The organism is Paraferrimonas sedimenticola, from assembly GCF_002282855.1.
In the GTDB taxonomy this organism is placed as follows: Bacteria; Pseudomonadota; Gammaproteobacteria; order Enterobacterales; family Shewanellaceae; genus Paraferrimonas; species Paraferrimonas sedimenticola.
On the sequence record NZ_NRIR01000002.1, the window covers coordinates 288,415 to 314,805 of the forward strand.

The window sequence follows — 26,391 nt, forward strand, 5'->3', positions numbered from 1 at the left end:
AACCATCGCAGTGAGATTATGATAGAAACCTTATCGCAGCAATTACTCGCCCCAGGCGAGCTAGATCTAGACCATTTGCATCAACAGTTGGGTGTGATTTCAAAGCACCAAGTCGACTTTGCCGATATTTTTCTGCAAGACAGTCGCCACGAAACTTGGGTGTTTGAAGACGGCATTATCAAAGACGGTAGCTTTCACATTGAGCGAGGCTTGGGTGTGCGAGCGATTGCTGGAGAAAAAACCGGTTTTGCCTACGCTGACGATGTCTCTCAACAAGCGCTCAAAGATTCTGTGATTGCCGCTCGGGGTATTAGCCACGCAGGCAGCGGCGCTCAGGTGCAAGCCTACCAAGCGCGTAAAGCACCGGCGCGCTATCAGGGTGAAGACCCGATTGAGTCCCTCGAAGACCAAGTAAAGATTCAACTGCTGCGAGACCTTGATGCCTATGTTCGCACTTTAGATACGCGCATTGAGCAAGTTAGCTTAAGTCTATCGGGCGTCTTTGAGCGAGTGCTGGTGATGGCCACTGACGGCACCCTTGCCGCGGATATTCGACCTCTGGTTCGACTCAACTGCAGTGTGCTCTTGGTGGATGGCGATAAGCGCGAGCGCGGCAGTGCCGGTGGCGGCGGGCGTCGTGATTACAGTGATTTCTTAGTCAGTGATGCCAATGGTTTACCGCAAGCGTTCCATTATGCCCGCGAGGCGGTGCGAATGGCGCAGGTCAATCTGACCGCGGTCGATGCGCCTGCTGGAGAAATGCCAGTGGTATTGGGCTCAGGCTGGCCTGGCGTGCTGCTACACGAGGCGGTGGGCCATGGTTTGGAAGGCGACTTTAACCGCAAAGGCAGTTCGGCCTTCAGTGGTCGCATCGGCGAAATGGTAGCTTCACCTTTGGTGACAGTTATTGATGATGGCACCATGGCAGACCGCCGCGGTTCATTGTCGGTAGACGATGAAGGCACGCAAACCCAGCGCACGGTACTTATCGAGAAGGGTGAGCTGAAAGGCTATATGTTCGATAAGCACAACGCGTCACTGATGGGTGTAGCCAGCACAGGTAACGGTCGTCGTGAGTCATATGCGCACTTGCCGATGCCGCGCATGACCAACACCTTTATGGAACCGGGTGAGTCGAATCCAAAAGACATCATCAGCTCGGTCGAAAAGGGCATTTATGCGCCAAACTTTGGCGGTGGTCAGGTGGATATTACCTCGGGCAAGTTTGTGTTCTCCGCATCCGAAGCTTATCTGATTGAAAACGGTGAGATCACTCAACCCATCAAAGGCGCTACTTTAATTGGTAACGGCCCAGAATCGATGGCGCAGATTTCCATGGTAGGTAGCGACTTGAACCTCGACCCTGGTGTGGGCGTGTGTGGTAAAGACGGTCAAAGCGTGCCGGTTGGCGTGGGTCAGCCCACCTTGAAGCTGGATCGCATGACCGTAGGCGGCACCGCCTAGCTTTTGCTACCTAACTTTTGCAAAATAATACAACGGACAAACAGTGATTAAGGTCTCCAACAAAGTCAGTGTGGCGGAGCACGAATTGCAATGGCAGTTCGTGCGCGCGCAAGGGCCTGGAGGCCAACACGTCAACAAAACCTCGAGCGCTGCGGTGCTGATATTTGATATTAACGCCAGCTCACTACCGGATTACTACAAGCAGCGCTTATTAGCCCTGAGCGATCATCGCATCAGCGCCGCGGGTAAAGTGATCATCAAGTCTCAAGGCTCTCGCTCCCAATTCGACAATCGCCAAACGGCGTTAACCCAGCTCACTGAGCTGTTAAAAAGCGTCACTGTGGTTCAGAAAAAACGCATCGCCACCAAGCCAACCAAGGCATCGCAACGGCGTCGAGTGGACAGTAAGAAACGCCGAGCTCAAACGAAAGCCTCTCGCGCCAAACCCCTGATTTAATCCTAAATTTCCTTGCTCTGTCGCCTGCCACACTCTGGTGCGCAGTGAATATTTATGCACCATAGTGGTGCATTTATTTTGGTGCGTATGCTAAAAACTTGTTATTTAACAGTTGGTTGAAAAGTTGGCGCAGTCATTGAATTAGTCATACCAGCAAACAATATTGCCATGGAAATGGGAGAAATCATGAAGCTGGTTACCGCAATCATTAAGCCGTTTAAGTTAGACGACGTTCGCGAAGCCATTAGCGAAATTGGCGTCGATGGCTTGACCGTATCCGAAGTGAAAGGATTTGGTCGTCAGAAAGGACACACCGAGTTGTATCGAGGTGCTGAGTATCAGGTGGACTTTCTACCTAAGGTGAAACTGGAGATCGCGGTAAATACCGACTCGGTTGACGCCTTGATAGAAGCCATCATTGCTGCGGCAAAAACCGGCAAGATTGGCGATGGCAAAATTTTCGTGACCGAACTGTCTCAGGTGGTGCGCATTCGCACTGGTGAGATGGACGTCGAAGCGATTTAAGGAGGAGCACAATGGAACAACTAACCGAATTGGGCCTAACAGTAAAAGAACTACGATTCGCCCTAGATACTTTCTACTTCTTGATTTCCGGTGCGCTGGTGATGTGGATGGCCGCGGGCTTTGCCATGTTAGAAGCGGGCCTTGTGCGCTCTAAGAATACCACTGAGATTCTGACTAAGAACGTCTGTCTCTATTCGATAGCTTGCATCATGTATTTATTAGTGGGCTATCACATTATGTATGTCGACAACACCGAAGGTGGCTGGTTGCCAAGCTTTGGTGCGCTTATTGGTTCACAAGCCGAAGATGCTGACCACGCGCTAGAGTCAGATTTCTTTTTCCAAGTTGTGTTTGTGGCCACTGCAATGTCGATCGTTTCAGGCGCTGTTGCTGAGCGTATGAAACTGTGGGCTTTCCTGGCGTTTGCTGTGGTGCTTACTGGCGTAATCTACCCGATTGAGGGGTACTGGACCTGGGGGGGTGGCTTTGTCTCTCAAGCTGGATTCGTAGATTTCGCTGGTTCGGGTATCGTCCATATGGCCGGTGCTGCTGCTGCAATCGCTGGGGTTCTATTACTGGGGGCGCGTAAGGGTAAGTACGGCGCGAACGGTCAGGTGAATCCAATTCCAGGTAGCAACTTGCCGTTGGCCACCTTGGGTACCTTCATTCTGTGGATGGGTTGGTTTGGCTTTAACGGCGGTTCACAGCTGATGGTATCTGACGCTGAAAACGCTTCGGCCGTGGCTAAGATTTTTGTAAACACCAACTCAGCTGCGGCCTTTGGTGCGGTGTCTGCGCTGATTGTCTGCCGTTTAGTGTGGGGTAAAGCGGATCTCACCATGATTCTCAACGGCGCCTTGGCTGGTCTAGTAGCGATCACCGCCGACCCACTATCGCCAAGTCTGCAGATGGCGGCCTTAATTGGTTTGCTAGCTGGTGGATTGGTGGTGTTCTCAATCGTGAGTTTTGACCGCATTAAAATCGATGACCCGGTGGGCGCAATTTCAGTGCATGGGGTTGCTGGTCTGTTTGGCCTGATGGCCGTGCCTCTGAGTAACGCAGACGCGACCTTTGGCGGTCAGCTATTTGGCGCTGCAGTCATCTTTGGCTGGGTATTCGCTGCTTCTTTCGCAGTATGGTACTTGCTAAAAGTAACCTATGGCATTCGCGTCAGCGAAGAAGAAGAGTACCAGGGTATGGATGCTTCGGATTGCGGTATCGATGCCTACCCAGAGTTTGTTAGCGTCAAAGCGGGTAGCTAAACTCAAACAATTTCCGTCAGTTAGTCTCTATTTTGACAGCCTCGCAATGCGGGGCTTTTTTTTGCTAACGAGTAAACAAAATTGCCAAAAATCATCGGGAAAGATTTGCCTATGTTCGGATTCTCAAGTAATCTCAATGCAATTGAGAATAGTTTACATTTGTAATGGATTTGAGGTCGTTGAGAATGGCAAGTTGGCGCAAAACTCTGGCAGCAGCCGGTCTAATTTTGGTTACTGGAACTTCATGGGCAGCGGACAAACTGACGGTTTATTCTTATCGTCAGGCATTTTTAGTTGACCCAATTCTAGAAGACTTTACTAAGCAAACCGGCATTGACGTCGAGGTGGTGTTTGCCAAGAAGGGTATCGCTGAGCGCTTGAAGCGCGAAGGTCGTTTGTCTCCTGCGGACATTGTTTTGACCTCAGATTTTTCTCGTCTGATGGAATTGGTAGACATGAAGCTGGTTCAATCGGTGAACAGCGATGTGGTAAATCAGAACATTCCTGCTCAGTTTCGCGACCCGGACGGTCAATGGTTTGCACTGACCAGCCGAGTGCGCAACGTCTATTCGTCGAAAGAGCGGGTCGGACCTGCAGCCATTGACTATGAAGATTTGGCAAAGCCTGAGTTCAAGGGAAAGATTTGCATGCGTCCGGGCCAGCATCCGTACAATGTATCGCTAGTCGCTTCGATGATTGCACACCACGGTGAAGCTGACACAGAAGCTTGGCTGCAAGGTTTGAAAGCCAACTTGGCCAGAAAACCCCAAGGTAACGACCGCGCTCAGGTAAAGGCCGTAAAAGAGGGCTTGTGTGACTATGCTATCGGCAATTCATACTACTTGGGTAAGATGATGGAAAACCCCGATCAGCAAGCTTGGGCGGATGCGGTCGTGATCAATTTCCCAAATCAGTCAAATCGCGGCGCTCACGTTAACGTTTCTGGCGTAGCTATGACAAAATACAGCCCTAATTCAGAAGCTGCGGTAAAACTGATCGAGTTTTTATCATCAAGTTCAGCGCAGCAGCAGTATGCTGAAGTCAACTTCGAGTACCCAGTTAAAACCGACGTTCCTGCATCAGCAATGGTAGCGTCATGGGGCGAGTTCAAAGCGGATGACCTGGCCATCGTGAAATTGGCCGAGCATCACTCACAGGCAGTGAAACTGTTGAACAAGGTGAAGTTCGACTTATAGACCTTAAACAGAGGTAGCAAGTGATCCATGGATTGGCCCGACGCTGGAGTGCGTCGGGCTTATTGTTAGCAACGGTATTTTTATTACCACTGTTAGCTTTAGTCGGACAAAGCCTATTGCCCGACGAGGCGGTATTCGCACATCTGCTCGATACCGTATTGTGGGATTACGTGTCCAACACAGTCGTGCTTGTGGCTCTGGTGGTACTGGGCAGTTTGCTCATCGGTACGCCGCTGGCTTGGCTGGTGGCCATGTGCCGTTTTCCAGGACATCGACTGTTTCAGTGGGCTTTGTTGCTACCACTGGCGATGCCGGCCTATTTGGTGGCTTACGTTTATACCGACCTACTGGATTATGCCGGTCCCGTGCAGCGCCTGCTGCGGGATGTGATGGGTTACACCAGCCCAGCCGATTACTATTTCCCCGAAGTCCGCTCCCTAGGTGGCGCTGCCATCATGATGGCCTTGGTGCTATTCCCCTATGTTTACTTGCTAGCGAGAACCGCGTTTTTAGAGCAGTCGGTCAACCTAGTTCAAGCAAGCAGAATCATGGGGTGTAATGCCTGGCAGAGCTTTATACGTTTGAGTTTGCCCATGGTTCGCCCGGCGTTGGCCGTCGGTGCGAGTTTGGTAGCGATGGAGACCATCGCTGATTTTGCCACTGTGAATTACTTTGCCGTATCGACTTTAACCACAGCCATCTACGACACCTGGCTTGGGCTAGGTAGTTTGGGTGCCGCCGCCAAATTGTCTTGTGTGACGCTTTTGGCGGTATTCGCGGTAATTGGCTTTGAGCGCTGGGCTCGACGCAAGCAAAAACACTATCAAAAGCAAGACGATAAGCCGGCAGATTTCGCCTATCAGCTCAAAGGCTGGCATGCGTGGGGTGCGACTGGAGTTTGCACTCTGGTATTGGCGTTGGCCTTTGTACTGCCATTTGCCGTGTTGCTGGATTACGCTATCGCCTATTTCGACTCTTCTTGGAATTCTGAATTCTTCCAGTACAGCTTTAACAGCCTGTGGATGTCGGCGCTAGTGGCGCTGTTGTGTGCAGCGATTGCGCTGTCGTTGAATTTCGTGCGACGCATTTCGCCGCGTCCGCTCGACTCGGCAGCCCCTCGAATCGCCAGCATGGGTTACGCCATTCCTGGTACCGTTTTAGCCATTGGGGTACTTATCCCATTAACGGCGATGGATTTTGCCATCAACGATCTCGCAGACTTCCTAGAGTGGCAGCGACCTGGGTTACTGTTATCCGGTGGTGCTTTGGCCTTGATTCTGGCCTTCACTGTGCGCTTTTGTGCGATTGCTGTGGGTAGTGTCGAAAATAGCTATAAGCGCATTTCTCCGTCATTGGACATGGCCAGCATTAGTATGGGTTGTGGTCCCGCGGGTTTGTTTGGCCGAGTGCACCTGCCCTTGTTGCGCAAAGGCGTGTTGGCGGGTAGCTTGCTAGTATTCATCGAGTGCATGAAGGAATTGCCGGCGGCTCTGTTGTTGCGTCCCATCGGCTTTGAAAACCTAGCGACCTATGTGTACCAGTTTGTCTCGGATGAAATGTTAGAGCAGGGCGCTCTGCCTGCCATCGTCATTGTGATTGTGGGTTTGATCCCCATTATTTTACTGAACCGCTCGTTAGAGCAAGCCAACCATTAAGCGTGCTATCGGTTGAGGGTGCGATCGGTTAAGGGTGTAAGTTAAGAATTATGGCCAAATTAAGCGTTACCAAAGTCTCTAGTCAGTATCAGGACAAAACCGTGTTAGACCACCTGTGTCTAACGGTTGAGTCAGGTGAGATTTTGGCGTTATTAGGTCCTTCGGGTTGCGGTAAAACCACACTTCTTAGAGCCATTTGCGGATTACAGCCAATTAGTTCTGGCAAAATTTGCGTTGGAGAGCGTTTGCTCTCGAGTGTCGACTTTATGTTGCCATCTGAGCAGCGCGGCTTGGGCATGATTTTCCAAGACTATGCTCTGTTCCCTCATTTAAGCGTTGCCGATAACATTGGTTTTGGCCTCAAGTCGCTTAAGAAAGTCGAGCGCCAACAACGGGTGGCGGAGATGCTTGAGTTGGTTAAACTCGATGGTCTAGGCGAGCGATTCCCACACGAGCTCTCTGGTGGTCAGCAGCAAAGGGTTTCTATTGCCCGTGCGCTGGCTTACAAGCCGGATGTACTCTTGCTCGATGAACCTTTCTCGAACATTGACGCTCAGGTTCGTAGCCAGTTGATGCAGGAGATCCGCGAGATCCTCAAGCAGCAACGAGTGACCGCCATTTTTGTGACTCACTCAAAAGACGAAGCCTTTGAATTTGCCGACCGTTTAGCGCTATTTAAACAGGGTCGCATTGTTCAAACCGGTACGCCTGAGCAGCTCTATTTCCAGCCAGCAGAACCTTACGTGGCTGAGTTTTTGGGGCAAGGCAATTATCTGGAAGCCGAAGTGCACTCGGAAAACCAAGTGGTAACTCCGCTTGGTTTGGTAACTTCGAGTCGCAAGCTGGCTGCCGCTCAAGGCGAGCACATGCGTCTGTTGCTGCGTCCTCAACAAATTCAACTGGCTCCCAGTGAGCAAGGCCCTGCGGTCATTCGAGAGCGCCGTTTCTTAGGCAATTATTGCTACTACACGGTAGAGTTGGCCGAGCACAAATTGCAGGTGCGCTCGCAACAGACCCAGCTAGAGCTGGGACAAAGCGTCTCCTTGTCGACTCATGCTCACCCCTTAGTTTTGTTCCCGAATGTTTCCAAAGCCTAACTTTGAGTGATTTTCCACCTTGTCAGTGCTAGATTGGCTTCACAACAATAGGCAGCACAAGAACAAGAGGGAACATGAGACTAATCATTGCCTTAATTGGCTTTATCAGTTTTTCGGTCAGTGCGTTTGACCGCGTGACAGGCCACGAATTCGCCAGTCGCTCAGAGGTATACGGTACCAACGGCATGGTGGCTACCAGCCAACCGCTGGCCACTCAAATTGGTCTAGACGTGCTTAAAGAAGGTGGGTCTGCGCTGGATGCCGCGATTGCTGCCAACGCCGCGCTTGGGTTAATGGAGCCAACCGGCTGTGGTATCGGTGGCGATTTATTCGCCATCGTCTGGAGCGCCAAAGACAAAAAGCTTTATGGCTACAATGGTTCTGGCCGCTCACCTTTGTCGCTCACCCTCAAAGATTTCCAAGACAAGGGCTTAACCTCGATCCCGGCCCACGGTCCTTTGCCCGTGTCGGTTCCTGGTACAGTGGACGCTTGGTTTGCGCTGCACGATAAATTTGGCGAGTTGCCAATGTCGCGTTTGCTGCAACCGGCAATCGACTATGCTGAGGCTGGATTTCCCGTATCTGAGTTGATTTCCTATTATCTCAATCGCTCAGCCCCCAAATTGTCCAAGTTCCCAAACTTCTCTGAGACCTTCATGCCTAACGGTCGCATGCCGGCCACTGGCGAGATCTTCAAGAATCCCGACTTAGCTAATAGCTATCGTCTGATCGCTCGCGATGGTCGTGATGCGTTTTACAAAGGCGATATTGCCAAGGCCATCGACAGCTACATGAAAGACAACGATGGTTACCTGAACTACAAAGACTTGGAGAGCCACAAGGGCGAATGGGTTGAGCCAGTGCCTGCGGATTATCGCGGCGTGACTCTGTGGGAATTACCGCCTAATGGTCAGGGCATTGCCGCTCAGCAAATCCTAAAAATCCTAGAAGGCTACGACATTGCCAGCATGGACCGTTTTGGCGTTGAGTTTGCTCACTTGTTTATCGAAGCTAAGAAATTGGCCTTTGAAGATCGCGCCAAATTTTACGCCGACCCTGATTTTCACGACATTCCAGTGATGGAGTTGGTGTCGGCCAAGTACGCCGACGAGCGTCGTAAGCTGATTGACCCCAATAAGGCGATGAAAGCGGTTGAAGCGGGCAATCCTGCGTTGCTGCACGGCGATACCATCTATTTAACCACCGCCGATAAAGACGGCAATATGGTGTCACTGATTCAGTCTAACTATCGCGGCATGGGCTCGGGCATGACGCCAACAGGCACAGGGTTTGTACTGCAAGACCGAGGTGAAATGTTCAACTTGGAGCCTGGTCACCTAAACTCCTATGCGCCGGGCAAACGTCCATTTCACACCATTATTCCGGCGTTTATCACCAAAGACGGCAAGCCGTGGATAAGCTATGGCGTGATGGGTGGTGCCACGCAACCACAGATGCACGCTCAAGTGCTGATCAACATGGTCGACTTTGGCATGAATCTGCAGGAAGCCGGTGATGCACCGCGTATTTTACACACAGGCTCGAGCCAACCAACGGGCGAGAAGATGACCGATGGTGGTGTGGTGAGTCTGGAGTCTGGGTACTCTTGGGAATTTCGTCGTGGCTTGATGGAGAAAGGCCATGTGCTGAAAGACGCAGTAGGGCCTTATGGTGGTTATCAAGCGATTCGCCGCGATGACAATGGCGCTTATGCTGGTGCTTCTGAGAGTCGCAAAGACGGACAGGCAGCGGGTTACTAAGTTTGATCTTGTTGGCAGTAAAATCGTCAACAACCTGTGATAATGCCGACAAAATAATCATTGGATGAATCAATGGAAGCAGTAAAAATGGCACGACAACAATCGGGTCTGTGCGCCGAGGGCAACTTGCACAGTGTGTATCTTATGTTTCACGCGCAAGAGGGCGTGGAGCAAGAACTACGTCCCTGCCTCGCCAGTGTGGCTCGTTTTATCGAAGAGCTCACCGACCAGTACACAGAGCCTGCGTTTAATGGCTTTTTGGCGGTTGGGGCGAATTATTGGGATACCCTTTACCCGGGTGCGCGCCCGCTAGGTCTTAAGCCGTTTCCAAGCATGAGCAAGGAACACCGCGAAGCACCGGCATTCGAGTACGATTTGTTTGTTCATTTGCGCTGTGACCGTTATGACATCAACCATCTGGTGGCCAATCAAGTGGTCAACATGCTGTCAGGCTTGATGACCCTGGTTGACGAAGAGCGTGGCTTCCGCTTCTTGGAAAACCGAGACTTAACCGGCTTTGTGGATGGCACAGAGAATCCTCAAGGCAGTCACCGCGCTGAGGTGGCGATTGTCGACAAAGAAGACCGTCAGTTTGCTGGTGGTAGCTATATTCACACCCAAAAGTTTGTCCATGATTTGTCTCGTTGGAACCGTTTACCGGTGAAGCAGCAAGAAGACATTATCGGTCGAACCAAAGAAGACAACATTGAGTACGCTTCGGCGGACAAGCCACTGACCAGTCATGTTAAGCGCGTGAACCTCAAGGATAGCGACGGAAACTCGATGGAAATTCTGCGTCAAAGCATGCCTTTTGGTGGTGTCGCAACCCAGGGATTGTTCTTTATTTCCCTGTGCCGTAACTCAGATAACTTTGAGGCCATGCTGAAGTCTATGGTGCACGGTGATGGCGAAGGTCATTACGATCACTTGATGGACTTTACTCAAGCGGTAACCGGTTCGGCCTTTTTTGCGCCAAGCCTAGATTTCCTGGACAGTTTTGCCGACGACTAAGGTCTTTCGAAAACGCAAAAGCGAGCCGGATGGCTCGCTTTTGTTGTTTTGGTGCTTTGATTAACGACTGAAGTTAAACAACTCGCACACGGTTTCTAGGGTGTGCTGAATGCGACTGGCGTCCGCTGGTGCGATGAAAATGGTGTCATCGCCGGCGATGGTGCCAAGAATGCCGTCGGCTTTGCCAATTGAGTCGAGCAAGCGAGCAATCAGCTGGGCGGCACCTGGGCTGGTACGCACCACTATCATGGCGTTGTTGTGGTCGACGTCGATCACTAGGTTTTTCAGCGGGCTTCCTGCAGTCGGCACACCGAGTTCGGCCGGCAAACAATACACCATTTCTTGTTTGGCGTTGCGAGTACGCACCGCGCCAAACTTGCTGAGCATACGGCTCACTTTGGATTGGTTAATGCTGGCGAAGCCTTGGGCTTGCAGGGCGTTTACGATTTCCCCTTGCGAGCCAAACTTCTCTTGTTTTAGCAGCGCTTTAAAGGCCTTAATCAGGTCGTCCTGGTTGGATTGAGTACGCATATCTGCCTTTTGTTATTCAGTTTTTCGAGTGATCCTGCCCAGTTTATGCATATCTGTCAAACATTAGTTAACCTTATTGAATAGTTATGCGTTCATTTAAGTTTCCACCTTGAACGAAATTTGACCTGATTGCCGCTGGGATTGATTGCACTTTATGCCTTGATCCAGTAAGGTTTGGCCACACCCAAAAGCTGCGATCGGCATCACATTTGCGACGCAAGAATAATGATATCCACGGATAATTGGAGATAAGTATGAAAGTTGCTGTATTGGGCGCTGCTGGCGGTATCGGCCAGGCTCTGGCTCTACTGCTGAAAAACCGTCTTCCTAAAGGTTCTGAGTTGGCCTTGTACGACATTGCCCCTGTTACTCCAGGTGTTGCTGCCGATCTTAGCCACATCCCAACTGACGTTAGCGTGAAAGGTTACGCTGGCGAAGACGCCTCTCCTGCACTTAAAGGTGCTGATGTTGTACTTATCTCTGCTGGCGTTGCTCGCAAGCCAGGCATGGACCGCTCTGACCTGTTTAACATCAACGCTGGTATCGTGCGCAGCCTGATTCAAGCAGTTGCTGATAACTGTCCGAACGCTTTGATTGGTCTTATCACCAACCCGGTAAACACCACAGTAGCTATCGCTGCCGAAGTGCTTAAGAAAGCTGGCGTTTATGACAAGCGCAAGCTATTTGGTGTAACCACTTTGGATGTCATTCGCGCTGAAACCTTCATTGCCGAAGCCAAAGGTCTGGACGTCGACAAGGTGCGTTTGAACGTCATCGGTGGTCACTCTGGTGTGACTATTCTGCCTTTGCTTTCTCAAGTAGAAGGCGTTGAGTTTAGCGACGAAGAAGTGGCTGCTCTGACTCACCGCATTCAAAATGCTGGTACCGAAGTGGTAGAAGCCAAAGCGGGCGGTGGTTCTGCAACCCTTTCCATGGGTCAAGCGGCATGTCGTTTTGGCCTGTCATTGATCAAAGGCCTACAAGGCGAAGATAACGTTGTCGAGTGCGCTTACGTCGAAGGCGAGGGAGAACACTCTCAGTTCTTCGCGCAGCCAGTTAAGCTTGGCAAAGACGGCGTTGAAGCAGTATTGCCTTACGGCGAGTTGAGCGATTTCGAAGTCAAAGCTCGCGACGAAATGCTGGACACTTTGAAAGGTGATATCCAATTGGGTATTGAGTTTGTTCAAAGCTAAGCCGCATTCTGGCTAGAAAATGCCCGCTTTTTAGCGGGCATTTTTGTTCCCAAAATTTGCTGCTACTGTTTGTTGATTTGTGATGCTGATTTGTTACCAGTAAACACGTGATTTTATGACTTGGTATGCACAAAGGTTTCTAGATCCCCGCCAGTGATCCACATCACTTTCACTAAAACGCTAACTTTTGTATTTAGCTAATCAAGGCAAACTCTGGGCTAATCCCGATGTTTGGAAGCCTTGATGTTGTTAGTTCGCTCTATTTCCCTTTGTTTTGTCTTTTGCTGCCTGTGTCTATTAAGCAGTACGCTTAATGCTGCGGATAAGCGCATTGAGCTGATTCAAGGCAAGACCATGGGGTCCGACTATTCGGTGCGATATCTGGCGACTGGTGAGATTCCCTCACAATCTGAGATTCACGCCGGCATCGAAGCCGAAATCGAGATTGTTAACCAATCCATGTCAACTTGGAGAAAACACTCCGAGATCTCTCAGTACAACCGAAGCCGGAGTACTGAGCCTGTCGCAATGTCGCGTGAGTTTGTTGTCGTTTTAAAAGAGGCCATTCGCTTAGCCGAGATTACTGGCGGAGCACTCGATGTTACCGTCGGGCCGCTAGTTAACGCTTGGGGCTTTGGCGAACAAGGCAAACGATTCACTGCTCCAGATTACAGAGCCGTGATGGCAGCAAACGAATTGGTCGGCATCGAGAACATTCAACTTAACGGGAATTCAGTCCGTAAAACCAAGCCTGGTACCCAGATAAACCTCTCAGCCATCGCCAAGGGGTATGCAGTAGACCGTGTTGCTGACTACATGCTGGCCCATGGGGTAAAGAATTTTGTCGTAGATATTGGCGGCGAGCTCAGAGTACACGGGCAAAAAAGCGAACATCAACCTTGGCCTGTTGTTATCGGGTCTCCTATAGAGTCCCTCGCGAATATAGAGCTATCAGTGTCAGATGTCGGAATTGCGACTTCTGGAAATTACAAACAGTTCTACGAAAGCGATGGTCAGTATATTCACCACATTATGGATCCAAGAGCGGCAGGACCTGTCGAGACCAAAATCATTTCGGCCACAGTTATCCACGAAAGCTGCATGACGGCGGATGGTTTAGCGACTGCTTCATTTGTGCTTGGAAGCAAATTCACTTTGGAGATGGCTGAGAAATACGGCCTCGCGATTCTTTTAATTGAACAGGGCGATGAAGGACTTGTTGTACACAAAAGTTCTGCATTTCAAAAGTTTTTAAAAAACCAATAAATGGGCTGCGACAGTTTATTGGTTGTTTCGATTTAGTACGCAGAAAAACAATAATTAGTGGTATGTAATGATGAACAAAAAACTATTAGTAACTGCTTTAGCAGCAAGTATCACACTTGGTCTTGCCGGTTGTAGCGATGACACCGACACTTCAGGATTAGAGCAACAGATCGCGGATCTAACTGCTCAGAACGACGAATTAACTCAAGAGACAGTTGCGCTAGCGGCGAAGGCTGAGAGCTACATCAGCACCTTCCAGCAGCAGTGTGACAATATCGGTATCAAGTTTGATTATGTCGATCCGAATGCATCTGCTCCAGCGCAGTTTGCGGCCTATGGTGCATTAGCCTCTTCTGAAACCGTTCACATGGGTATTGATGCTTGCTTAAGCTGTCACCAAGGCAAGATTGAAGCCGATCCTAAACACCAGGTTCGCAACTGGAAAGACGATAAAGATTGTCAGAGCTGTCACCCAGCACAGGTGACCAACAAAGCAGAAAGTCCTTGGGGCGACATCACTTTCGCATCGGGTGCGAACTACTTCTACGGAACCGCTTCATACTCGGATCCTCAGTTCTTGAGCCAACGCATGAACGGCAAGACTAAGATTTGGGTTGAGCTGGAAAACATGGATCCGAACTACCTAGATTACTATCCAGAAGCGGCAACTACCCTAGAAGAAGCTTGTAATTCGCCAAGTCGTGAAAACATCCACACCATGTTCCCGGATAACGGTAAAGAGCATCGAGTATACGGTAACTCTTTGGGTGTTAAGACCATCGCCACTGTTCGCGAAGAAAAAGACGCTGAAGGCAACATCGTTCAACGCCCTAATATTGCTGTATTTGGATTCGGCCTAGACATCGATAAGGATACTGGCAAGCAAACTTCCGGCATGACTATTAGTAACAACAATACTTGTCAAGCTGCTGTTATGCAGGGCGAAGCAGTATTGGAATACTACGAGTACGATTCACTAGAGCAAGTTAAGTTTGAGCGTAACAAAGGTGCGCGTATTCTTGTAAAAACTGACTTAGTCGGTACCAGCTTGCGCAATGCATTCTTCCAGCCGCTAGAAGGCATGGACGATCAAACTGCTATCGACCCTGCGACAGTGAATTGGGATGACGTTGCTTGGTGCTCGCTGAAATTCGATGTGGATCAGATTGTACCTCTAGGTTAATCGTTCCTGTAATGAAGTGATTTTGAGAAAGGGTAGTTAGTACGGCTAGCTGCCCTTTTTGTATCCGGGTGTATGCTGAAGTCTGTACCGGAGCAGAATCAACAAGCACAAAAAAGCCGCTCAAATGAGTAATGCCACTCGCTTAAGAGCGAGTGGCTTTTTTACATGGGTACTTCTTGTGCTTGTTGAGTACGGCTCTAGGATAAGCGGGTCGCTTCCGCTTTTTCGGAAGTATCAACCGTTTTCCATTTTCCCTTAGAGTTTTGAGATGCTTAGGTATTGCTCCTGGAGTGCGGGTGTTACTTGACCATATCATCTCGTCCATGATGAGAAAGAGTGCTCCAATAAAGCTGATTCTCAAGGGCTCGACTTGGTGTTGTTTTGCTATCTCGGCCATTTCGAGTCGGACGATGTTATAGCTAGTGAGTATGCCCCATACTTCTTGGTAGACCCCGTCGGCCTTTTTACTACGAAGCGTAGGTTTGTTTTGCAGCTGGTACTGTTTTAACTCGCCATATCCACGCTCTATCTCCCAGCGTTGCCAATAGACTTTTACCAGCGCTTCAAACGGGTATTTTTCAGGGCAAACACACGAAGTGATAAATCCCTTGATATCACCTTGGGGCGTAGGGATAAGGATAAGCCTAGCTTGCCAGCTTTCACCTAGGTAAGGCGCTTGTCGCTGAGCCTGTGGAGATACCGGCATGTCGATGAGATGGTCGTATTCAGAAAAGCTCTCGGTTATCTCGTAGCGAGCTTTTTCTTTGATAGGAATTAACCAATGGGAGTTTCTGCCTGCTCCGGCCCAGCTGGTGAGCAACTCAGCAGACATGAACCCTCTATCGAACAAGGTCAAAGAATCATCCGGTGCAGACCCAACAAGCTGCTGGGCATAGGATATTTCACTGTTGGTGACCGGTCCAAAAGCCGCATCTGACAGAAGGTGATTACTCGTGGACATTAGAGTAACAGCCAAGACGCTCGGAAAAGCCGCTCCTTTTTGGACAAACCCAAACGACTGATTTTCTTCAGTGTTGTGAGTCTTGAAGTAGGTACCATCGACACTCATCAATCTAAGCCCACAAACTTCATCGCACTCGGATTGCTTTTCCCATTGTTCGGCAGTGGTCTTGAATAAATAGCGCATGGGCTCAGAGCCTAAACGCTCCTTACCTTTGATGATACTGCTGGTAGCCATGGGTGAGAGCTCACCATCGGCATCAGGAAAAGCTAACTCCAAATTATCACAGACATTTTGAATCGGTCGATTACGCTGAAGCCCAATACCTAGCACTAACCAAACCGCTTGCTCAGCAGGAAATCGTCGTTTTCTAAGGGATGCTCGACCCATTTGTTTAACGGCTTCTTCAACCCATTCCATTGGAATATGCTTGCTGAAAACATCGGTAGGTCGGTCGTGGCAAAACTCAGCGGTTACTTGGAGTTCTTTGGAAAATTCAGACATAAAAAATCGGCCGCAATAAAAGATTGTGGCCGATTATGCGGTACTGCCAAGATCGGTCAACTATCTAAAACGATCGGCATTACTCACATGAGCGGCTTTCCTATATTCAAAATTCAATCTTAGTGAGAGCGACTCACTGCAATATCCGCCAACGCTTTCATCGCTTCTTTGTGCGGGCCATCGGCAATGATATCTAATGCGACCTTGGCTTTTTCTGCTTCCTGGCGAGCAATTTTAGCTGTGTAGTCCAAAGCGCCGCTTTGCTGAAGTGCTTCTACTACCTGGTCCACTACCTCGGTGCCATCGCCATTCTCAATTGCGCTGCGGATCATTTGGCTTTGTTCTGGCGTACCGTTGGCCATAGCGTAGATTAGCGGCAGGGTGGGTTTGCCCTCGGCGAGATCGTCACCGATATTCTTGCCCAGTTCGTCGGCATCCGCGGTGTAATCGAGTAAATCGTCGGCTAGTTGGAAGGCGGTACCCAAATAGGTGCCAAAATCCGCTAGGGCTTTTTGCTCTTCGATATTGGCACCACCCAGCATGCCGCCCAAACGGGTGCAGGCCTCAAACAGCTTGGCGGTCTTACAGTAAATCACCCGCATGTAGCTTTCTTCAGTGGTGTCTGGGTCGTTACAGTTCATTAACTGCAACACTTCACCTTCGGCCAAAATGTTGGTGGTTTTGGCGAGTTCGCTTAGAATCTCTAGGCTTTCCAATTCGGTCATTAATTGGAAAGCGCGAGTGTACAAAAAGTCGCCAACCAAGACACTGGCGCTGTTGCCGAACAGAGCATTGGCGGTCTCACGACCACGACGCAAAGTAGACTCGTCGACTACGTCGTCGTGTAGCAGAGTCGAGGTATGGATGAACTCAACAATCGCCGCCAGCTTATAGTGCTTATCGCCGTCATAGCCCATTGCATTAGCTGCTAGGGTGCACAGCATGGGACGCATGCGCTTGCCGCCGCTGCTAATAATATAGAAGCTGAGTTGATTGATAAGCGCCACGTCGGATTGTAGCTGCTCGATGATCAACTGATTGACCTGGTTCATGTCTTGGTCGGTCAGTTGTTGAATGGCTTGTAGGTCCATAACCTGCTCTGAATCTGTTGTTTATTTGCTTCGCAGTTGCGTTGGTTTCGTTAGCAAAAATGCGAAACTATAGTTTGCGCAATGGTACCTTAAATCTAAGCTCAACACAGCCCTATAAGCGAGCGGCTGTGCTAACATTGAACTCTAGTTTGATCTTTTCTAAATACTGCTTGCGGGATGCCAATCTTGTACGTATAATCCGCGGCCATTGTCTATAAATTTAAGTCGCAATTCAGGTTCAATCCAATGACGCTGATTTGTGCATCTATTGTGGAGTTAAATAGCTATGTACGCTGTTTTCCAAAGTGGCGGTAAGCAACACCGCGTAGCCGAAGGCCAAACCCTTCGCTTGGAGAAACTGGAAGTTGAAACCGGTTCTACCGTTGAATTTGATAACGTTTTGCTAGTTGCTAACGGCGAAGACGTTAAAGTTGGTGCACCTTACGTTGAAGGTTCAAAGGTTACTGCTGAAGTAGTAACTCACGGCCGTGGCGATAAAGTTAAGATCGTTAAGTTCCGTCGTCGTAAGCACTCTCGCAAGCAGATGGGCCACCGTCAGTGGTTCACTGAAGTGAAAATTACTGGCATCAACGCTTAATAGGAGACATTACTCATGGCACATAAAAAGGCTGGTGGTTCTACCCGAAATGGTCGCGATTCAGAAAGCAAACGCCTAGGTGTTAAGCGTTTCGGCGGCGAGTCTGTATTGGCTGGTAACATCATCGTTCGTCAACGTGGTACTAAATTCCACGCTGGTGACAACGTAGGTTGTGGTAAAGACCACACTCTATTTGCTACTGCCAACGGCAAAGTACAGTTCGAAGTAAAAGGTCCTAAAAACCGCAAATTCGTTAGCATCATCGCTGACTAATTTCGAGACCTGAGATTTCGAGTAAGCCCTGCTGTTAAGCGGGGCTTTCTTTTTGGCGTAAGCCAACCCTTGCACATATAATTCGATTACTTGTTCAACAGCTTAAGTCATCACTTAAGTGAATTCGAATGCCAGCATGGAGATTTCATGAAGTTTGTAGATGAAGCCAAAATTCGCGTCGAAGCCGGCGATGGTGGCTCAGGCTGTGTTAGTTTTCGCCGTGAAAAATACGTTCCTCGCGGTGGTCCTGACGGCGGCGATGGCGGCGACGGCGGTGATGTATACCTGCTGGCAGACGAAAACCTAAATACCCTAATCGATTTCCGCTTTGAGCGCTTTCATCGCGCTGAGCGCGGCGAAAACGGGCGTGGCTCTGATTGCACAGGTAAACGCGGTCAAGATCTAGTGCTATCGGTACCTGTTGGTACACGCGCTGTCGATGAGGACACCGATGAGGTGGTTGGCGACTTAACTCAGCACGGTCAAAAGCTAATGGTCGCCAAAGGCGGTTTCCACGGCTTGGGTAACACTCGTTTTAAGAGTTCCACCAACCGTGCGCCTCGTCAAAAGACGCTGGGTACCCCAGGTGAAATTCGCAGCTTGCGTCTTGAGCTAATGCTGCTTGCGGATGTGGGTTTGCTGGGCATGCCTAACGCCGGTAAGTCGACCTTTATTCGTTCGGTATCCAAAGCCAAGCCGAAAGTCGCTGACTATCCGTTTACCACGCTGGTGCCAAATCTCGGTGTGGTGAATCCAGAGCCGGGTCGCAGCTTTGTGATTGCCGACATTCCCGGGCTTATCGAAGGTGCGGCTGATGGCGCTGGCTTAGGTATTCGCTTCTTGAAACACCTAGAGCGTTGTCGTGTATTACTGCATTTGATCGACATCGAACCTTTTGACGGTGCCGATCCCGTGGAGAACGCCACAGCCATTATCGCTGAGCTTGAGAAGTACTCGCCAGCCTTGGCATCAAAGCCGCGTTGGTTGGTGTTTAACAAGACCGACTTGGTTCTTGAAGAAGAGCTGCAAGAGAAAATGGACAGCATCATCGAAGCGATTGGATGGGAAGGTGAAGTTCACTGCATCTCGGCGTACAATCGCGAAGGTACCGATGAACTGGCCAAACAGATTCTGTACTTCCTCGACACGCTGCCAAAAGACAGTGACGAAGAAGAAGGTGAGCAGAAAGTCGAGTTCAAGTGGGACTCTTACCACAAGTCCAGTATGGAAGAGTCGGTTGTGGTCGAAGAAGACTTCGACGACGATGATGACGATGACTGGGACGACGATGACGATTACGATGTGGAAGTGATCTACGAGCGCTAACCACACACAAGGAGCTGTATCGCAATGCGGATTGCACTGATTGCCGCCATGGCGCACGACCGAGTGATTGGCAAAGACAATCAAATGCCTTGGCATTTGCCCGAAGATCTCAAACACTTTAAAGCCACAACTATGGGTAAGCCTGTGGTGATGGGGCGCAAGACCTTTGAGTCGATTGGTCGTCCACTACCTGGTCGTTTGAACTTGGTGATCAGTCGCCAAAGCGACTACGCCCCAGACGGTGTAAGCGTTGCCAGTTCGGTCGAGCAAGCGGTTGAGATAGCAAAGGCGCACGGTGACATCGAAGAGTTGATGATCATCGGTGGCGGCCAGCTATATCGCATGATGCTCCCCTTTGCCGAGCGTTTGTATCTGACTCACATCGATTTAGCCGCAGAAGGGGATACTCGTTTCCCTGAGTGGGACGACGGTAGCTGGCAATGTATTGAGCAAAGCCAGCACACCAATGACAAAGGTTTGAGCTATCAGTTTTGCACTTACGAGCGCCCAGCTCAGCAAGGCTAACAAAGCCAAAAGCCCATTAAAAAAGGCCGCGCAAGCGGCCTTTTTGATGCTTGGAAGCTAGCTTAGCTGGCTTTGAATTCAGACACAGAGCCACGCATCTCTTCGGCCAAGCGGGCCACTTGCGAGCTCGACTGATTGGTCTGCTCGGAAGCGACACTGCTCTCCTCAGAGATTTGCGCAATTTGCTCTAAGCGCTCGGCGATTTGCTGGCTCACTTGATGCTGCTCTTTGGCGGCGTGGGCAATTTGCGAGCCGGATTCAAAGGCCTGGTGCACAGCGTCGGTTAGCACAGTCAGCGCTTGCGCCGATTCCATTTGTTTCTCCACACAAGAGTCGGCTTGACGACGGCCGGCTTGCATCGCAGCAACCGCTTGTTGAGCACCTTGCTGTAGCGCTTCAATCATCTGCTGAATTTCTTGAGTGGAATCTTGAGTGCGCTGGGCCAGGTTGCGCACTTCATCGGCGACTACCGCAAAGCCTCGACCTTGCTCACCGGCGCGAGCAGCCTCAATGGCGGCGTTAAGTGCCAGTAGGTTGGTCTGCTCTGCGATACCGCGAATCACGTCTAGAATCGAGCCAATGGCGGCTGAGTCTTCGTGCAGCTGATTAATCACATTAGAGGCTTGGGCCACTTCGTCGGCCAGTCCCAAAATGGTGTTCTTGTTTTCGTCGGCCAAACGGGCGATGTTCTCTGCCTCTTCATCGGCCATCTTAATTTCGCCTAGAGCGTCGTTGGCATTGGCGGCGACCGTTTGTGCAGAGGCATTTAGCTCTTGAGTCGCACTGGCTGCCAAGTTCATCTGATCTTTTTGAACCTGAATACCTTTAGCAGTTTGCTCGGTCACAGTGGCGGTTTGCTCGGCCGCTGCGGCCAGTTGTCCCGCGCGGTCTTGAATCGCCATGATCAGCTCTTTAAGACGACCGGACAGTTGGTTGCAGTTGGCCGACAGCTCGGCAAACTCATCTTTGCCCTTCACCGGTAAGGTGTGGCTGAGATCTCCGCTGGCCAAAACCATGAAGGCTTCGTTAATTTTTGGCAGGTTCAGTACGATGGGGCGCACGGTAAAGTAGCCGACTACCACGGCTACTACAATTGCTGCCACCATCACCACAGTGGTCAGGGTTTGAGCCGAGCTAATCGCGTCTATCGTGTTGCTACCGATTTTGTCGGTGGCCAAGTTCAAAGTGTCGGCCAGTTGGCCGAGGGATTGAGTGTACTGAGCGACCTGCGACTCCAGCTCGTTCATCATGGTGTCGGCTTGAGTCAACAGATTCACTTTCTGTTTGTGGGTTGGTTGCAATGCAGAGCCGCCTTGGAACAATTCAAGGGTAGCGTTAACCGAGTCAACTAAGGTTTCGCTGGCATCCACCCAATCGGTGGCTTCGGCGTCTTGCAGCAGCATGTTTGAACGGCCGTTAAAATCGGCGTACAAAAAACTCAGCTCTTGAGCAATTTGCTCTGTGCCAGTCACTGTGGTCTGCAGCAATAGCGCTTTTTGAGCTTCGCTCAAGCGAATCAGTAAGGCATCGATGGCGGCGGCGTGATCCGCGAGTTTCAGCTCGGCAGCATTGTCGCTAAATTCCAGGTCCAACACATCCAATAGGCTGTCGGTGGTTTCTTCCAACTGTGTCTCGATCGCTACCGACTGGGCTTGCAGCTGGTTTTCCAGAGCAATGATGCGCTCGCGAGTTTGCACCAGTTGCTGTGCTTTGCCTTTAAAGGTGTCGTTGTTTTGCACCACAGGCTCGAGCTCGCTGGCCAGAGCTTGATAAGGCGACAAAATCTGGCCTAAATCCACAAGCAAACTGTCGAGTTCGCCTTGGTTGTTGTTTAGGCGAGTGCTTAAGCTACTCAGTTGATCGGACGATTGGCTATTTGCGGCGGTAAGCAGCACGCGCTGCTGATCGGCGAGCAGTGTGTTAATGCTGACATTGGCTTTCATCGCCGGCATATTGACTTGTTGAAGTTGTGAACTGTTGTCCTTAACTCCGTCCACGGTGATAAGCGAAGCGGCACCTAACACCAGCAATAAGAGAGTAACTAAGACAAAGCCGCCGACGGCTCGCATAGCGACACTGACTTTCATGGCCATTGCTGTAATCCTTGGTTTTTCGGTAGTTCTAAGTTATCGGCTTGTTATTATTTTTCTTGAGCTTTTTAGTGACGCTTGTCGAATAAATTGATTGGATTCGCTGTGCCACAGGGTTAGCTCATTGCCCCATACACACCCTGTGTCCAAGGCGAGAATGTCTTCCCGGTCGGTTTTTCCCTGCAAGGCTGCCCAGTGGCCAAACAGCAGTCGGCTGCCTCTGGGTTTACGCGGGAATTTAAACCAGGGAATTAGCATGCTATCGCTGGCGGTTGCGAGTTTGTGCTCAAACTCCAAATCTCCTTTCGGAGTGAGAAAACGCATTCGCGTTAGCGCGTTAATGGTGTAACGCCAGCGGTTTATTTCGGTGTCTTTGGGGTTGAAGCGAGCCGGTTCATTGCCGTACATGGCGCGAATCAGGCTCAAGTAATCTGGGCTGGCGAGGACTTGTTGTACTTCGGCGGCTTGGTTTTGGGCATCTTTTATTCGCCACTGCGGTGGGATACCAGCGTGAGTCAGCGCTAACTTCTGTTGTTTATCTCGAATAATGAGCGGCTGGCGCCGCAACCAATCAATCAGCTTAGGCGCGTCTTTGGCTTGAAGTAGAGGCTCGAGCTGATCTGAGGGCTTGGCGCGTTTTAGTTTGGCGACCACTGCCAGCAAATGCAGGTCGTGATTGCCCAGCACTGTGTGGACAGCCCCTTGGTGCTTTTCGAAATAGCGCAGGGTTTTGAGTGAATCTGGCCCACGTGCAACCAAATCACCGCTAGCCCATAAATTATCTTTAGACGGGTTAAATTCAACCTTGGCTAGCAAGCGCTCGAGTTCGTCAAAACAGCCCTGAATATCACCCACATAATAATTAGCCATCTCGTCGAACTCTTTGCACGGGCTTAATGGACAATGCCTGGCACCGCGAGTCGAAACACAGGAATAGTGACCTGAAAACGCTCTTCGAGTTCGCAATTCATGGTGTAGCAGCCCTGCATGGTACCCATTTGAGTTTCCAGCATTGCCGCTGAGGTGTAGGTGAAGGACTCGCCTGGTTCTATGGTTGGCGTTTTGCCAATAACCCCATCGCCTTGCACCTCGTTGACTTTACCGTTGCCATCGGTGATCAACCAATGGCGGGATAATAAGGTCACCGCCACTGCACCTTGGTTGGCAATGGTAATCGTGTATTGATACAGGTACTTGTCGTCTTCAGGCTGCGACTGCTGTGGCACGTACTCTGTGACCACGCTGATTTTCACATCCTGTGCTAACAGTGAGGTCATGCCGGAGCTCCTAGCGTTGGCTTAACAGGTTAGCGAGCGCAACGTACTGCGCTACAGTGATTTGTTCGGGGCGCAGGGTGGCGTCGACACCCAGCTGCGTAAAGTCCTCGTCGCTGAAAAGCTTTTTGAGGTTGTTGCGCAAGGTTTTGCGGCGCATGTTAAATGCGGTGCTGGTGACGTGGTGCAATTTCGCAAGGTCTTGGCATGGATGCGGATTGTCCTTGTAAGGCACCAGGCGCACCACGGCAGAGTCGACCTTTGGCGGCGGCACAAACGAACCCGGTGGTACTTCAAGCACTGGAATCACCTGACAGTGATATTGAGCCATTACCGTCAAACGACCATAGGCCTTAGTCCCAGGCGCGGCAGACAGGCGTAATACCACTTCTTTTTGCAACATGAAGTGCATGTTCTCAATGTGCTCGGCGTACTCGAACAAGTGGAACATCAGTGGCGTTGAGATGTTGTACGGCAGGTTGCCAAACACCTTCATTGACTTGCCTTCTTCGACCAGTTGGCCGAAGTCGAATTTGAGCGCATCACCTTGATGAATATTGAGCTTAGGTCCCAAAAAAGGGTGGCTGGTTAACCGCGCTACCAAGTCCTTATCGAGCTCGACCACATTCAAGCAGTCGATTTTCTCCGCTACCGGCTCTGTAATAGCGCCAAGACCCGGACCAATTTCGACCATGGTGTGGTCGTTATCTGGGGAAATAGCGGCGACGATACGACCTATGATGGCATCGTCATTTAAAAAGTTTTGGCCGAAACGCTTACGGGCGTGGTGACCGAGATGGACTTTGTTGCTCATTGACTCTTGCTTGCTAATTCGATGGCGCGATTAAGGGCGCAGACAAAGCTACCCAGGTCAGCTTTGCCACTACCGGCTAATTCAAGCGCGGTTCCGTGGTCGACCGAGGTGCGGATGTATGGCAACCCGAGGGTAATATTTACCGAATTGCCAAAGCCCCGTGATTTTAGCACAGGCAAGCCCTGATCATGATACATAGCAAGCACGCAATCGGCGTCGTCTAGGTATTTTTGTTGGAAAAGGGTGTCTGCAGGCAATGGCCCGACCAAATCTATGCCCAATTCGCGCATTTCTTCGAGCGCGGGCGAAATGACATCAATTTCTTCGCGTCCCAAATGACCGTCTTCGCCAGCGTGAGGGTTAAGTCCGCACACGTAAATGCGCGGTTTCTCAATGGCAAATTTATTGACCAGGTCCTTGTGCAGAATCTGAATGATCTTGTGCAGCCGATCGCGAGTCACCGCCTTTGACACATAGGCCAGTGGAATGTGGGTGGTGACCAGAGCAACTTGTAACCCTTCGGTGGCCAGCAACATCACCACGTCGGTGCATCCGGCCTGATGGGCAAAAAACTCGGTGTGGCCGCTGAACGAGATACCGGCGCGATTGATAATGCCCTTGTGCACCGGACCTGTGACGACTGCATCGAACTCGCCAGACATGTTCTTTTCGCCGGCAAAGCCCAAAGTATCCACGACGTAAGCCGAGTTGGCCTCGTTTAGCTGGCCAGGGACAACCTCGCCATCCAAATGAAATGGCGCAATGGTTAGTGTACCGGCCGCTTGTGGCTGCGGTGCTTGCCCTGGTTGATAGGGGCGTAGGTCCAATGGCAGGCCTAAACGCTTGGCTCGGCTTTGAATCAGCTCTGGGTTAGCACAAACTACCAACTCAGCAGGCCAATCGCGTTGAGCCAGTTGCACCACCAAGTCGGGTCCGATGCCAGCTGGCTCTCCAGGAGTTACCGCGATACGTAAAGTCACTGAAAATTAGCCTCTGCGCTGCATAGGTTCGATGATTTCGATGTAGGCATCGCCACGCATTTCGTTGAGCCAGTTGTTCAGCTCTTCGTTGTACTTACGGCGATAAATCAATTGATAGGCGCGGTCGTTGTTAAACTGATCGGTCGCATCTGTGGTGCGACGGTCAATCACTTGTAGCACATGCCAGCCGTGGCTTGAACGGAAGGCCGGACTGTACTCGCCAGGCTCTAAACGCTCGATGTTGTCTTTAAACGCCGGTACATAAATGCTTGGGTCAGACCATCCCAGCTCACCGCCTTTCAGCGCGCTGCCTGGATCTTCTGAATATTGACGGGCGATGTCTTCAAACTGCGCATCACCTGCTTTCACTTGGTCCATAAAGGACTCTAGCATTTCTTTGGCGCGCTCTTCAGACAAAATAGGCGATGGCTTTAACAGAATATGGCGAGTGTTCACCTCGACAATTTCCTGGGTTTCGCGACCGCGAATATCAAACACTTTAACGATGTGAAAACCCGCGCCAGACTTAATTGGGCCAAGAATGTCGTCCTTTTTAGCACCGCTCATTAGCTCGGCGAACAAGGTCGGCATTTCGTTGACATTCATAAAGCCCCAATCACCGCCTTCAAGCGCTTTTGGACCACCGGAAGCGGCAATCGCGGTGCGGCGGAAATCGGCGCCCTCTTTCAACAATTCTAAAGTCTTCTCGGCACGCTGCTTAGACGATTCCAGTTGAGACGATGATGCGTTTGATGGCACTTCAATCAGAATGTGGCCCACGTGGAATTCGGACTCCTGCATGCCTTGCTCTTCAATCATGGCAACCAGGCTTGTCACTTCTTGAGGCGACACCTGAATTCGGCGGCGAACCTGAATACGCTGTACTTCGCCTAGAGTAATTTCCTGGCGCAATTGCTCGCGATAAGCGGCAAAGCTACCGCCCTCGGCTTCAATGGCTTCGCGCATTTGGTCAACGCTCATGTTCTGTTCTTGAGCGATATTGCCGATCATTTGGTCAAGCTGAAGATCACCCACTTGCAGGCCCATACGCTCGGCCATCTGCATTTGCAGTGTGGTAAGGATCAGACGCTCGGTGACCTGAGTTTTCAGAGCGTTGTCAGAAGGCAGCGATTGGTCTTGCGCCTTAGCGTTCAATTTTACATTGGTCACCATGGCATCGATTTCGCTTTGCAAAATAACGCCTTCGTTGACTTGTACCGCAACTCGGTCTAACTGCGCAGCGCTAACAAGGCTGGCAATGCTCATCAAACCGGCGGCGAGAGTAATTTTCAATTTCATCAACTTCAATCCTGAACTTCTTGTTTGGGCTCGCATCGCACTGTGCGCCCCAAAAG

The 26,391-nt window shown here is 50.6% G+C and carries 25 protein-coding genes; 16 read left to right on the forward strand and 9 right to left on the reverse strand.

Annotated features, from left to right (window positions below; translation table 11 throughout):
- Positions 1-18 precede the first annotated feature (18 nt).
- The 9 genes from tldD (at position 19) to CLC93_RS04715 (ending at position 10,427) form a co-directional block, all read left to right on the forward strand.
- Positions 19-1,464, forward strand: coding sequence for a metalloprotease TldD (gene tldD, locus CLC93_RS04675; protein ID WP_095504789.1), 1,446 nt, complete (start codon positions 19-21; stop codon positions 1,462-1,464).
- A gap of 43 nt (positions 1,465-1,507) precedes the next feature.
- Complete coding sequence (gene arfB / locus CLC93_RS04680) at positions 1,508-1,921, forward strand: alternative ribosome rescue aminoacyl-tRNA hydrolase ArfB (protein ID WP_095504790.1); 414 nt, start codon at positions 1,508-1,510, stop codon at positions 1,919-1,921.
- A 186-nt stretch (positions 1,922-2,107) separates the two neighbouring features.
- Positions 2,108-2,446, forward strand: a complete 339-nt coding sequence (locus CLC93_RS04685; protein WP_095505018.1) for a P-II family nitrogen regulator — start codon at positions 2,108-2,110, stop codon at positions 2,444-2,446.
- A gap of 11 nt (positions 2,447-2,457) precedes the next feature.
- Positions 2,458-3,708 (forward strand): ammonium transporter, encoded by a 1,251-nt coding sequence (locus CLC93_RS04690; RefSeq protein ID WP_095504791.1) that lies wholly within the window; start codon positions 2,458-2,460, stop codon positions 3,706-3,708.
- 185 nt (positions 3,709-3,893) lie between these two features.
- Entirely contained in the window at positions 3,894-4,904 is a 1,011-nt protein-coding gene (locus tag CLC93_RS04695; RefSeq protein WP_095504792.1) for a Fe(3+) ABC transporter substrate-binding protein, read from the forward strand.
- Positions 4,905-4,924: 20 nt separating this feature from the next.
- Positions 4,925-6,559 carry an ABC transporter permease gene (locus CLC93_RS04700; RefSeq protein WP_095504793.1) on the forward strand — a complete coding sequence of 545 codons (1,635 nt, stop codon included), beginning with the start codon at positions 4,925-4,927 and terminating at the stop codon, positions 6,557-6,559.
- Positions 6,560-6,609: 50 nt separating this feature from the next.
- Positions 6,610-7,656: an ABC transporter ATP-binding protein gene (locus CLC93_RS04705; RefSeq protein WP_095504794.1), complete on the forward strand. Its 1,047-nt coding sequence runs from the start codon at positions 6,610-6,612 to the stop codon at positions 7,654-7,656.
- Positions 7,657-7,730: 74 nt separating this feature from the next.
- On the forward strand, positions 7,731-9,416 hold the full coding sequence (ggt, locus tag CLC93_RS04710) for a gamma-glutamyltransferase (protein ID WP_095504795.1): 1,686 nt from the start codon (positions 7,731-7,733) through the stop codon (positions 9,414-9,416).
- Between the two features lie 87 nt (positions 9,417-9,503).
- A complete protein-coding gene (locus CLC93_RS04715) occupies positions 9,504-10,427 on the forward strand; it encodes a Dyp-type peroxidase (RefSeq protein WP_169902844.1) in 924 nt (307 codons plus the stop codon).
- 60 nt (positions 10,428-10,487) lie between these two features.
- Here CLC93_RS04715 and argR read toward each other — a convergent pair whose 3' ends face one another.
- Entirely contained in the window at positions 10,488-10,958 is a 471-nt protein-coding gene (gene argR / locus CLC93_RS04720; protein ID WP_095504797.1) for a transcriptional regulator ArgR, read from the reverse strand.
- Positions 10,959-11,212: 254 nt separating this feature from the next.
- Between argR and mdh the strand changes: the two genes are divergently transcribed.
- The 3 genes from mdh to CLC93_RS04735 all read left to right on the forward strand — a co-directional run bounded on the left by mdh (position 11,213) and on the right by CLC93_RS04735 (position 14,600).
- The gene (gene mdh / locus CLC93_RS04725) at positions 11,213-12,151 is read left to right on the forward strand and encodes a malate dehydrogenase (protein WP_095504798.1); all 939 of its coding nucleotides are present in this window, start codon (positions 11,213-11,215) and stop codon (positions 12,149-12,151) included.
- Between the two features lie 243 nt (positions 12,152-12,394).
- A complete protein-coding gene (locus CLC93_RS04730; protein WP_095504799.1) occupies positions 12,395-13,417 on the forward strand; it encodes an FAD:protein FMN transferase in 1,023 nt (340 codons plus the stop codon).
- Positions 13,418-13,484: 67 nt separating this feature from the next.
- Positions 13,485-14,600, forward strand: coding sequence for a SadB/YajI family lipoprotein (locus CLC93_RS04735; protein WP_095504800.1), 1,116 nt, complete (start codon positions 13,485-13,487; stop codon positions 14,598-14,600).
- A 142-nt stretch (positions 14,601-14,742) separates the two neighbouring features.
- Here CLC93_RS04735 and CLC93_RS04740 read toward each other — a convergent pair whose 3' ends face one another.
- Positions 14,743-16,065, reverse strand: a complete 1,323-nt coding sequence (locus CLC93_RS04740) for an IS4 family transposase (protein ID WP_095504801.1) — start codon at positions 16,063-16,065, stop codon at positions 14,743-14,745.
- Positions 16,066-16,184: 119 nt separating this feature from the next.
- The gene (gene ispB / locus CLC93_RS04745) at positions 16,185-17,156 is read right to left on the reverse strand and encodes an octaprenyl diphosphate synthase (RefSeq protein WP_095504802.1); all 972 of its coding nucleotides are present in this window, start codon (positions 17,154-17,156) and stop codon (positions 16,185-16,187) included.
- Between the two features lie 286 nt (positions 17,157-17,442).
- Between ispB and rplU the strand changes: the two genes are divergently transcribed.
- The 4 genes from rplU to folA all read left to right on the forward strand — a co-directional run bounded on the left by rplU (position 17,443) and on the right by folA (position 19,878).
- On the forward strand, positions 17,443-17,754 hold the full coding sequence (gene rplU / locus CLC93_RS04750; protein ID WP_095504803.1) for a 50S ribosomal protein L21: 312 nt from the start codon (positions 17,443-17,445) through the stop codon (positions 17,752-17,754).
- A 15-nt stretch (positions 17,755-17,769) separates the two neighbouring features.
- The gene (rpmA, locus tag CLC93_RS04755; protein WP_095504804.1) at positions 17,770-18,027 is read left to right on the forward strand and encodes a 50S ribosomal protein L27; all 258 of its coding nucleotides are present in this window, start codon (positions 17,770-17,772) and stop codon (positions 18,025-18,027) included.
- 147 nt (positions 18,028-18,174) lie between these two features.
- Positions 18,175-19,353, forward strand: coding sequence for an Obg family GTPase CgtA (cgtA, locus tag CLC93_RS04760; RefSeq protein WP_095504805.1), 1,179 nt, complete (start codon positions 18,175-18,177; stop codon positions 19,351-19,353).
- Between the two features lie 24 nt (positions 19,354-19,377).
- Complete coding sequence (folA, locus tag CLC93_RS04765; RefSeq protein ID WP_095504806.1) at positions 19,378-19,878, forward strand: type 3 dihydrofolate reductase; 501 nt, start codon at positions 19,378-19,380, stop codon at positions 19,876-19,878.
- A gap of 62 nt (positions 19,879-19,940) precedes the next feature.
- On the opposite strand, the gene CLC93_RS17700 is transcribed toward folA, so the two are convergent.
- Genes CLC93_RS17700 through surA form a run of 6 tightly spaced genes read right to left on the reverse strand, consistent with a single transcriptional unit; the run spans position 19,941 to position 26,371 of the window.
- Positions 19,941-21,971: a methyl-accepting chemotaxis protein gene (locus CLC93_RS17700; protein WP_095504807.1), complete on the reverse strand. Its 2,031-nt coding sequence runs from the start codon at positions 21,969-21,971 to the stop codon at positions 19,941-19,943.
- Positions 21,972-22,004: 33 nt separating this feature from the next.
- Complete coding sequence (locus tag CLC93_RS04775) at positions 22,005-22,838, reverse strand: symmetrical bis(5'-nucleosyl)-tetraphosphatase (RefSeq protein WP_095504808.1); 834 nt, start codon at positions 22,836-22,838, stop codon at positions 22,005-22,007.
- Positions 22,839-22,861: 23 nt separating this feature from the next.
- A complete protein-coding gene (gene apaG / locus CLC93_RS04780) occupies positions 22,862-23,245 on the reverse strand; it encodes a Co2+/Mg2+ efflux protein ApaG (RefSeq protein ID WP_095504809.1) in 384 nt (127 codons plus the stop codon).
- A 10-nt stretch (positions 23,246-23,255) separates the two neighbouring features.
- Positions 23,256-24,056: a 16S rRNA (adenine(1518)-N(6)/adenine(1519)-N(6))-dimethyltransferase RsmA gene (gene rsmA, locus CLC93_RS04785; protein WP_095504810.1), complete on the reverse strand. Its 801-nt coding sequence runs from the start codon at positions 24,054-24,056 to the stop codon at positions 23,256-23,258.
- Positions 24,053-25,036 (reverse strand): 4-hydroxythreonine-4-phosphate dehydrogenase PdxA, encoded by a 984-nt coding sequence (gene pdxA / locus CLC93_RS04790; protein WP_095504811.1) that lies wholly within the window; start codon positions 25,034-25,036, stop codon positions 24,053-24,055. The genes rsmA and pdxA overlap by 4 nt, the downstream gene beginning before the upstream one ends.
- 6 nt (positions 25,037-25,042) lie before the next feature.
- Complete coding sequence (gene surA, locus CLC93_RS04795; RefSeq protein WP_095504812.1) at positions 25,043-26,371, reverse strand: peptidylprolyl isomerase SurA; 1,329 nt, start codon at positions 26,369-26,371, stop codon at positions 25,043-25,045.
- Positions 26,372-26,391: the final 20 nt, after the last annotated feature.